Genomic DNA, 2,743 nt, shown 5'->3' with positions numbered 1-2,743 from the left:
GGGCGGGTAGGGCGGTGATGGCGGCGCGTTCGGCCTCGCCGATCGACCAGCCGAGTGTCGGGGTACGGCCTGGAGTGCAGAGCTACGTACAGCTGATCTTGCAGAGGTGCGCACCGTTTGTCCGTCGTCAGCGGGTGACTGAGGGTGAGGCTGCTCGGGTCGTGATCGGACCGGCGTGGGGCGGCTGGCGGTGGGGGCGTTGGATGGGCAGCGGTGGCTGGATGTGCGCCGGTTCCGGGCGTTGCACGAGGCTGGTGCGAGTGTCTCGGAGATCGCTCGTGAGACGGGCCTGAACTGGCGGACGGTGAAGAAGTACCTGGCTGCTGGTGGTGGCGAGGTGGTGCCGCCGGTTGCGGCGCGGCCGGCTCGTGGGCAGTTGATCGATGTGTTCGCGCATGTGGTCGATGCGTGGTTGCGGGCGGAGTTGCTGCTCAAGGGCACGGTGATCCACGAACGCCTGGTCGAGCAGTACGGGTTCACCGGTAACTACCAGCGGGTGAAGTTGTATCTGCAGCAGGCTCGGCCGCGGATCGCCGCGGAGTTGGGGATCAGCCCGGATCAGCTGGCGGGGCTGCACCGCCGGTTCGAGGTCGTCCCGGGTGCGCAGGCGCAGGTGGACTGGGGCGACGAGGGCGGCATCCTCGCTCACGTCGGAATCCCGAAGGTGTACTCGTTCCACATGGTGCTGTCGTACTCGCGGGATCCGTTCTGCTGCTTCACCACCAGCCAGGACCTGGCCGCGTTCTGGGAGTGTCACCGGCGGGCGTTCGCGCACTTCGGCGGGGTCCCCGGCGCGATCGTCTACGACCGGACAAAGACCGTGGTCCGCCGGCACGTCGCCCCAGGCCAGGCGGTGCCGCTGCACCCGGAAGCGGTCGCGTTCGCCGGGCACTACGACTTCGACATCGACGTGCTGGCCGCCTATCGGCCGACCGGCAAAGGGCGGGTCGAACGGCAGGTCACCATCGTCCGTGATCATGTCCTGGCCGGGCGGGCGTTCTCGTCGCTGGCCGAGCTCGATGCCACGTTCGTGGCCTGGGTGCCGCAGCGGCGGGCCGTGCGGCATCGCACCCACGGCGAGATCATCGGCGTGCGGGCGGTCCGTGACCACGCCGCGCTGCGACCGATCCCGGCCAGGGCGTATGTGGTCGCCGACCGGCATCTGCGGCACGTCGGCAAGGACTGCCTGGTCGCCTACGCCGGCAACCTCTACTCCGTGCCGGCCCGACGGGTCCGCCACCGCCAGCTCGTGGAGATTCGGGCGAGCGCCGCCACCGTCACCATCCACGCCACCGTGCCCGGCCTGGACGGCACCACGCTGCTGGCCACGCACCAGCGGGCCGTGGGCCGCGGCGCCCGCGTCGTCGACGAAAGCCACTGGGACGGTCTGCCCGACGGACACACCCGTGCCGTCACCACCGGCGACCCCGACGGCGGGCAGCCGACCACACGCCGACCGGCCCGCCACAACGGCGGCCAGGGACCGCTGCAAGCCCTGCTCAACCGCGCCGCCGCCGCCCAGATCGCCGTCGAGGCCCGGCCGCTGTCGGTCTATGAGCAGATCGCTGCGGCCAGCCCGTTCACCCACCGCCCACACCTGAAGGACGTCTCGAAGTGAGTGAGCTGGTCACCAACCGCATCCACGCCAGCGCCACCAAACTCGGCCTGCCTCACCTGGCCAAGACACTGCGGGAACTCACCGACCGGGCCGACACCGAAGCCATGGGCTACCTGGAGTTCCTCGACCTCGTCCTGGAAGAGGAACTCGCCGTCCGCGACGAACGCCGCTTCCGCGCCGGGCTACGCCTGTCGAAGCTGCCACACCACAAGACCCTCGACGACTACGATTTCAGCTTCCAACCCGACCTGGACCCCCGCAAGGTCCGTGACCTCGCCACCCTCGCGTTCGTGCAGGCCAAAGCCAACGTCGCTCTCCTCGGCCCGCCCGGCGTCGGCAAGACCCACATCGCCGTATCCCTCGCGGTCGCCGCCTGCCGAGCCGGATTCACCGTCTACTTCACCACCCTCGACGACATGGTCCGCCACCTCACCGCCGCCGACGCGATCGGCCGCCTGGCTCGCAAGCTGCAGACCTACCTACGCCCCACCGTCCTGGTCATCGACGAAGTGGGCTACCAACCCCTCGAACGACCCGAGGCCAACCTCGTCTTCCAAGTGATCTCGAAACGCTACGAGAAGGGCTCCACCCTGCTGACCTCGAACAAAGGCTTCGGCGAATGGGGTCAGGTCTTCGGCGACGAGGTCCTGGCCACCGCCATCCTCGACCGGCTCCTGCACCACTGCGACGTCGTCCCCATCAACGGCCCCAGCTACCGACTCAAGAACCGCCTCACCGCCATCGAGAACGTCGCCTGATGCCCACCCCGGCCACCCCGGACGACCCCGCGACCACCAGCGACACCAACCACCGCGATCTCCTGCCACTCCTGCTCCAGATCTGCGAGGACTTCCTCGCCCGCACCACTCCGGCGACCCACCACGAGGTCGACACCCTCCTACGCGCCCGCGGCATCACCGGCGGACCCGGATGGCTGATCGACATGCTCGGCCTCACCCGCCTGCGCCTGCAAGACACAACCCACCGTGACGAACAAGGTGCCCACCACGACGCCTGACCTCCGCAAGATCAGCCGTACTCACCTCTGCACTCCAACGAGTACCCCGACACCGAGGGAGTACTCGACCCGCCGGCCGCGTTTGCTGTCCTGCTCGTGGAGCCAGT

3 protein-coding genes are annotated in these 2,743 nt (G+C 69.0%); all 3 read left to right on the top strand.

Going from position 1 to position 2,743, the window contains the following annotated elements:
• Positions 1-190: 190 nt before the first annotated feature.
• Genes istA through C1A38_RS30320 form a run of 3 tightly spaced genes read left to right on the top strand, consistent with a single transcriptional unit; the run spans position 191 to position 2,636 of the window.
• Positions 191-1,618 (top strand): IS21 family transposase, encoded by a 1,428-nt coding sequence (gene istA, locus C1A38_RS30330; protein ID WP_233197118.1) that lies wholly within the window; start codon positions 191-193, stop codon positions 1,616-1,618.
• On the top strand, positions 1,615-2,376 hold the full coding sequence (gene istB / locus C1A38_RS30325; RefSeq protein WP_102661095.1) for an IS21-like element helper ATPase IstB: 762 nt from the start codon (positions 1,615-1,617) through the stop codon (positions 2,374-2,376). Before istA ends, istB begins: the two co-directional genes overlap by 4 nt.
• Positions 2,376-2,636 (top strand): hypothetical protein, encoded by a 261-nt coding sequence (locus C1A38_RS30320; protein WP_102661094.1) that lies wholly within the window; start codon positions 2,376-2,378, stop codon positions 2,634-2,636. Before istB ends, C1A38_RS30320 begins: the two co-directional genes overlap by 1 nt.
• Positions 2,637-2,743 lie beyond the last annotated feature (107 nt).

Source organism: Verrucosispora sp. ts21 (assembly GCF_002879555.1).
Classification (GTDB): Bacteria; Actinomycetota; Actinomycetes; order Mycobacteriales; family Micromonosporaceae; genus Micromonospora; species Micromonospora gifhornensis.
This window is presented reverse-complemented; position numbering and strand designations above follow the sequence as displayed.